This is a genomic window from Gordonia sp. NPDC003950, from assembly GCF_053605205.1.
The window spans coordinates 1-7338 of sequence record NZ_JBSGIT010000048.1 but is presented as its reverse complement, the minus strand read 5'-3'; the positions used below and the strand labels follow the sequence as shown (position 1 = coordinate 7338).

Sequence of the window (7338 nt, the reverse complement as noted above, 5' to 3'; positions counted from 1 at the left end):
CGCTTCAACTCATCCGAGTATCGCTTCGATCCTGCCGCTGCCATAGGTTTCATTCTCCCTTGAGACGAACCCTCCGGAAACACCGGGACGGATCAGACGCCGGTCAACCGCTTCTTTTTGCGGCGCTGGGGCACTCGAAGTCCTTCCTCACACCATAGTCGACGAATACGTTTGTCGTTGACCGCCCATCCGGATTTGCGTGCCATCTTCGCTGCTCGCCGCCACCCCCACCGGGGCCGGTCGGTGGAGAACCTGCGTAGCCAGGCCCTCAGCCTGGTGTCCTCGTCGTCCGCTGGTTGTGTCCTCAGGCGCATCGTCGAGCGGTGGATACCGACCACCGCACACGCCCGACGCTGAGACACCCCGAACCGTTCTTGCAGCACCGTCACGGCGCGGCGTTTACGGTTCGGGGTCAAAAGTTTCCCGACGACAGGTCCTTGAGCATGTCAATGTCGAGGGCCTGGTTGGCCACGAGCTTCTTGAGTCGGGCGTTCTCCGCCTCGAGTTCTTTGAGCCGCTTGGCGTCATCAGCTTTCATGCCGCCGTACTGGGCCAGCCAGCGATGCCACGTGGACTCCGCGACTTCGAGGTGCCGGCACACCTCGTCGAGTTCCTGACCAGCGGCGAGGAGCATATTGCCCTCGGCGAGCTTGCGGATGATCTGCTCCGGCGTGTGCCGGCGGCGCTTGTTCGATGTCATGACGTCGTTGATTCTTCCTGCTCGAACAATCGAGCAACAGAGTCCCACAACGACTGGACCACCCAGGAGGGCTCACCTCACAAGCTAAGCGCTCGGTTCACGGGGAGGGCGGTAAGGCGCTGCGAATGGGTTAGATACGTCTCGCCCTCAGGGTTGATGCAGCCTTGCTGTATCGGGTAACACCAGATGCAGGCGCGGTTACGGTATTCTAGTCGGCTTGAAGGAATCGAGTAATCAGGTCTGTGGCGGCGTCCGGGTCTCCGTGGTTCTGAAAGTGACTTAAGTCAACTTTCACGAACACGGCGTTCGCGGTGAAATACGCTTTCTTGCCTACTGTGCCGACCGCTTTGATGGAGAGTGCCCGAGCGGTGTTATCGACGACCGTGGCGACGAGGTGCACGGGTGTGTGCAGTGGCACTGGGTGTCGGTACTCGACGGTGAGTGTTCGAGTGACTGCAGGTGTGCGGGCGATCCACAGGGTGAATCCCATGATGTCGTCGCAGGCTGCTGAGATGGCACCGCCATGGGCTAGGCCGGGTGCTCCTGATTGGCGTTCGTCGAAGGTTAGATCAGCGTAGACGTGGTCGTCATGCCTGTATACCTCGAGCTGGAGTCCGCTGGGGTTGTCGCTGCCACATCCCATACATGATGGCGAGTGCGCTGGTAGCCGCTGATCGAAGCCCATTGGGTGGTCCTCTCTGCGGTCCTCGTTCGGTGTTCGAGCACTCGCAGTTTCGTTCTGTTACCGACGGTATCGTTTGTGCTGTTGGTCTGGAGCGGGAAGTGGGCAAGGGTGGAGATCGCCGATATCGATGATGTGGACCCGAGGCGGGTTCGCTCGCGGGCGCGGTTGTTGGATGCTGCCGCGACCCTGCTCAGCAGCGGTGGGGTCGAAGCGGTCACCGTGGAGGCTGTAACCCGGCTATCTCGCGTAGCCCGCACCACGCTGTATCGACATTTTGAGAGCACCACGGACCTGGTGGCAGCAGCCTTCGAGCGGTTGTTGCCTCAGGTGGACAACCCTGAAACCTCGCAATCGATTCGCGATGACCTGGTCACATTGATGCAACGCCAGGCTGCTCTCATCGAACAGGCTCCGTTGCAGTTGACCACACTGGCTTGGTTGGCAATGGTTCCCAAGCAACCTGGCGAAGAACCAAACGCATTGGGGCCGTTGCGGATGCGCGTAGTCAACCAGTACCGAGAACCCTTTGATCGAGTGTTGACAAGTAGCGCGGCCGCCGCTGAACTCGACGATCCGGACTTGACCATGGCGATCACTCAGCTGGCAGGCCCTCTGGTCTTCGCCAAGCTCACCGGGATTCGCGCGATGGATGTCGCTGATCTCGAGCGCCTCGTCGATGACTTTCTTGCGGCGCACAGGCGGCGCCCGCCTACATAGCCTCACCGCCTTCCACTTTTACGCTACAACTTGTAGCGTAGCGCTACCGATGGTTCCACTGTGGGCCAGATGAGTTGGTGAGGTACTGCGTATGGTGGTCCATCGTCCCGATGACAAGCGCTTGGCAAGGCGGCCGTTGGTCGAGCGCAGCGAGTACAGCTCCACGTTGGGACGAATCGCGCGGTTCACTTTGACGCACAAGTCCCTGGTCATCGGGGTGTGGATAGCTGTCGGGGTGGTGTTGGCGGTGCTGTTTCCTCAGTTGGAGACGGTGGTGCGGCAGCAATCGGTAGATCCGATCCCTGCAGGGGTTCCGTCCTTTCAAGCTCTTGATCAAATGGGTGGCGCATTCGGGGAAAAGGGCGCTAAGACCACTGTCTTCGTGACCATGGAGAACCCGAATGGGCTTACAGAGGTCACGCGAGAGCGATACGACGCGTTGGTCCTACAGCTCCGTGAAAATTTTGACGATGTGCAATCGGTTCGTGACTTGCTGTCGGATCCGATCACTGCCCGCCAGGCGTTGAGTGAGGATGGCAAGGCCTGGTATCTGCCCGTCGGGGTCTCGGGGACCCTGGGCGGTCCGGCGGCGACTCATGCGGTGGAAACCGTCCGCGAAACCGCACGCCGGGTGTTTGAAGATACTGGTACCGCGGTTCATGTCACCGGACCCGCAGCCACCTTCAGTGATCAGATCGTGAGTGCCGAGAGCGACCTGGTCGTGATCACTTTGGCCACAGTCGCGCTGATCGCCCTGATCTTGCTGGTGGTGTACCGATCGCTGTTCACAGCACTGGTGCCGTTGCTGGTGATTGGTGTCAGCCTTGGGGTGGGCCGCGGCGTCTTGTCCGCACTAGGTGAGCTCGGAATGCCGGTGTCTCAGTTCACCGTCGCATTCATGACGGTCATTCTGCTCGGGGCCGGGGTGGACTACTCAGTCTTTTTCATCAGCCGCTATCACGAGCGGTTGCGCCAAGGCGCGCCTACCGCGGATGCTCTTGTGGACGCTACAGCGACGATCGGACGGGTCATCTTGGCCTCGGCGGCGACGGTGGCACTGGCATTCCTGGCTATGGCGTTCGGCGAACTGAGCGTCTTTTCCACCTTGGGTCCGGCCTGCGCGATCGCGATCCTCATCGGGTTCCTCGCCACTGTCACCTTGCTGCCGCCGGTGCTGCAGTGGGCAGCCCGCTTCGGTTGGGGCAACCCCCGACGAGACCTCACGCGCAAGTACTGGAATCGCGTGGCGGTGCTTGTCGTCCGCCGCCCAGTCCCCCTTCTCGCTATAACGATGGTGGGGCTGATCGTGCTGAGCACGATCGCGATGGGTATCCACATCACCTATGACGACCGCCAGGGCCAACCCGCGACGACCGACAGCAACCAGGGATATGCGCTGCTTGACCGCCATTTCCCCACAGATGTGACGGTTGCTGAGTTTCTTGTGGTGGATGCGCCGATCGACCTACGCACCGCCAGCGGACTTGCCGACCTCGAGCAGATGGCTTCGCGGGTATCCCAAATTCCCGGGGTGACTCGCGTCATCGGCGTCACCCGCCCCACCGGCGACAAACTCGAACAGGCCGAGCTGTCGTGGCAGAACGGTCAGATCGGGGACCAGGTGGCAGGCGCCGTCGCAGACGGCCAGCAACGAAAAGGCGACCTCGAGCAGTTGCGCTCCGGTGCCAACCAGCTCGCCGACGGGCTGGCCCAACTCGACACCCAGCTACGCCTCAACCTGACGCCACTCGCCGGTATCCTCACCCAAGCAAGCACCGCCGGTCAACAAATCCAGCAGTACCAACCACTCCTGCGCCAGCTCGCCGCGTCCGCGCCCGCACTCGACCGCGCCTCACAGAACGCCCCACAACTTGCCGCCCTGACCCGCCAAACATCCGCGGCGCTGACAACAGTGACCTCAATCCTACCCCTCCTCGACTCAGCGCCCTGGTGCGCCCAAGTCCCCCAGTGCGCAACCCTGCGCGCACAGATTCGCGACCTCAACGCCACACTAGGGAGTGGACTGCTCGACCAGATCACCACCCTGTCAACACAACTCGCACAACTAGACACACCCCTCACGACGGTCACCGACCAACTCACCGCAACCGTCAACTCCCTCAACTCCACCCTGAGCACCATCAACAACCAAGACCTGCCCGCTAAGATCACTCAACTCCAAACTGGCGTGAGTCAGCTCGCCGCAGGATCACGACAACTCGCCGACGGCGTGTCCGCGCTGATCGACAGCAACCTTCAGCAACTAGCCGGGATGGCCACCCTAGCCACGCAACTCCAAACCTCCGCCCGCGAAACCGCCGGAACAGACTCCGCGACCGGCTTCTACCTGCCACCTCAAGCCAACGCAGACCGCCGCTTTGTCGATGTCGCTCGCCAATTCGTCTCGCCCGACGGCCATACCGTGCGCTACGCAATACAAACCAGCTTCGACCCCTACAGCACCGAAGCCATACAACTGACCAACACCATCACCGATGTTGCAAACGCCGCCAGACCGAACACCACCCTGGAGGACTCCCACATCGCAATCGCCGGATTCCCCGCCATCAACGCCGACCTGCAACGCCTACTCGCCGACGACTTTCAACTCCTGGCACTGGCAACCCTCATCATCGTCGGCCTGATCCTAATCCTTCTCCTCCGAGCACTCATCGCACCGCTGTATCTCCTAGGAACCGTCGTCCTCAACTACACCGCGGCACTGGGCATCGGCGTCCTAATCTTCCAACACATCCTCAAAACCGAGATCGCCTGGCCTGTACCGCTATTGGCTTTCATAGTCCTCGTCGCCGTCGGCGCAGACTACAACATGCTGCTCATCTCTCGCCTACGCGAGGAATCCCAGAACAACATACGAATCGGCGTTCTACGAACCGTCACCAACACCGGATCGGTCATCACCTCGGCCGGCCTCATCTTCGCTGCCAGCATGTTCGGCCTCATGGCTGGCTCGATCTCCATCATGACCCAAGTTGGACTGATCATCGGTATCGGACTACTGCTCGACACCTTTATAGTGCGCACCATCGTCGTGCCGGCCATCGCGACACTACTAGGCAAAACCAGCTGGTGGCCGAACAACGAAACCGTTTAACGTACTCCTGGTTTAGTTCCCCAGTATCCGCGCGGGACTGTCGCTAGGGACTGCTGCACGGATAGGTGACATCTGATCTGGCTTGCCTTCGGGCGGTCGGGAAGGATGTAGCTGTGCCCAAGCCGTACCCCCAGGAGCTCCGAGACGATGCGATCCGGGTGGCTCGTGATCGTGGAGAAGGCGTCACGATCGAGCAGGTCGCCAACGACTTCGGTGTGCACCCGATGACGCTGCACAAGTGGATGCGACGCGCGAATATTGATGGGGGCCGCAGCCCTGGCGTGACCTCGACCGAGTCCGCTGAACTGCGCGAGGCCCGTAAGCGGATCCGCCTGCTTGAGCAGGAGAACGAGGTGCTGCGTCGAGCGGCGGCGTATCTATCGCAGGCGAACCTGCCGGGAAAAGGCTGTACCCGCTCGTGAAAGAGCTCGCCGCCGACGGGATTGCCGTCGCGTGTCGTGTCGGGTACTTCAGCTCTCGCGCCAGCCCTACTACCGGTGGCTGGCCAGCCCGGTCACCAATGCCAAGCTGGCCGCGGCGTATCGGGCGAATGCCCTGTTCGATGCCCACCGCGAGGACCCGGAATTCGGCTACCGATTCCTCGCCGGGGAAGCCGCCACCGTGGGTGAGTCGATGGCCGAGCGGACCGCGTGGCGGATCTGCCGCGACAACGCCTGGTGGTCGGTGTTCGGCAAGAAGCGAGGTCGTAACGGCCGACGACCGGGACCACCAGTCCACGATGATCTGGTCCAGCGCGACTTCACCGCCGAGGAGCCACATCGGTTGTGGCTCACTGGTATCACCGAACACCACACCCGTGAGGGCAAGCTCTATCTGTGTGCAATCAAGGACGTGCACTCAGGGCGGATCGTCGGCTACAGCATCGATTCCCGGATGAAAGTCCCGACTGGCCGTGGCAGCGTTGCACAGCGCGCTGGCCCGTCGTGGTGAGGTGGCCGGCTGCATCGTTCACTCGGATCGAGGGTCACAGCTCCGGTCGCGGAAATTCCTACACGCCTTGAATACTCACGGTCCAACGGGGTCGATGGGCAAGGTCGGGGCGTGAGGGGACAACGCAGCTATGGAGATCTTCTTCGCGCTCCTGCAACGCAACGTGCTCGACCGTCAACGCTGGGACACCCGTGAACAGCTACGGATCGCAATCGTCACCTGGATCGAACGGACCTACCACCGCCGGCGCCGGCCACCACATCGGCCGAGAATCAGACCCGGCGGCTGATGCGACTGGCCGGGGTCCGCGGAGTGCAGCGGGCAGCGAAGGCTTTCACCACCCGTCCCGACCCGACCACGGCCAGACCTACCGACCGAGTTCAGCGACAGTTTCGTGCCGATCGACCCAACCAGCTACGGGTCGTCCCAGCTATGGGTCGTCGACATCACCTGCGTGCGAACCTGGCAGGGCTTCGCCTACACCGAATTTGTCACCGATGCCTGCACCCGCGTGATCGTCGGTTGGCATGTTGCGGCTACCATACGGACCGAGCTGATCAGGCAGCGTCGGCCTTGGCGCACCGTCGAGCAGGTGGGGCTTGCCACCTGCGAATGGGTCTGGTGGTACAACCAACAGCGTCTACACGAAGCGCTCGACTATCAACCACCCACAGAGTTCGAGGCCGCCCTCAACGGCGCCTCAGCTATCTGCGAGTCGGCCGCCCCGGCCCTCGCAACCACATAGGAACTAAACCTGGGGTACTTCATGGTCTTGCGTCGACCAAATGAACCCCCAATACATATCGCTGGCCTATGCCGACCGGCTGATCGAGTTTAAAGTCGACCCCTCGGTCAGCACTGTGCGCGACTCCTCCGACAACACTCTCGCCGAAGCGTCAGGTACCGCGAGTGTCATTTGCCACGGTGAAGGGACCGCTGTGAGCTGATTTTTGCCATCGGGATGGGACCACCTGGATTGCCAGTTATGGGACCACCGGCGCGTTGCGCTGGTGGTCTCTTGTTTTGTCCGTTGGGCCTTGACCCCGGATCTTGGACACAGGGTGGGATTTATGCTGTGTCAGCGGACATGAAAAACTGCCCATGGGCGGTCACGAAAGTGCCCGCTGACGGCCAATAAGGACTGCCCATCGGCGGTCAGGAAAGTGCCCG

General features: G+C 61.6%; 4 protein-coding genes and 2 pseudogenes. 4 read left to right on the top strand and 2 right to left on the bottom strand.

Translation table 11 applies throughout. The annotated features are described in order from the left end of the window. Positions 1-95: 95 nt before the first annotated feature. Positions 96-700: pseudogene (locus ACWETB_RS23645) on the bottom strand (transposase); the annotation flags it as partial. A gap of 208 nt (positions 701-908) precedes the next feature. Next, positions 909-1385 carry a PaaI family thioesterase gene (locus tag ACWETB_RS23640; RefSeq protein ID WP_005194688.1) on the bottom strand — a complete coding sequence of 159 codons (477 nt, stop codon included), beginning with the start codon at positions 1383-1385 and terminating at the stop codon, positions 909-911. A gap of 108 nt (positions 1386-1493) precedes the next feature. Here ACWETB_RS23640 and ACWETB_RS23635 point away from each other — a divergent pair, with 108 nt between their 5' ends. The 4 genes and pseudogenes from ACWETB_RS23635 to ACWETB_RS23620 all read left to right on the top strand — a co-directional run bounded on the left by ACWETB_RS23635 (position 1494) and on the right by ACWETB_RS23620 (position 6913). Next, positions 1494-2102 (top strand): TetR/AcrR family transcriptional regulator, encoded by a 609-nt coding sequence (locus ACWETB_RS23635; RefSeq protein ID WP_005194691.1) that lies wholly within the window; start codon positions 1494-1496, stop codon positions 2100-2102. 91 nt (positions 2103-2193) lie between these two features. Beyond that, positions 2194-5217: an MMPL/RND family transporter gene (locus ACWETB_RS23630; protein ID WP_005194693.1), complete on the top strand. Its 3024-nt coding sequence runs from the start codon at positions 2194-2196 to the stop codon at positions 5215-5217. Between the two features lie 113 nt (positions 5218-5330). After that, a pseudogene (locus tag ACWETB_RS23625) lies at positions 5331-6457 on the top strand (IS3 family transposase). Between the two features lie 105 nt (positions 6458-6562). Further along, positions 6563-6913, top strand: coding sequence for an integrase core domain-containing protein (locus tag ACWETB_RS23620; RefSeq protein ID WP_005194698.1), 351 nt, complete (start codon positions 6563-6565; stop codon positions 6911-6913). Positions 6914-7338: the final 425 nt, after the last annotated feature.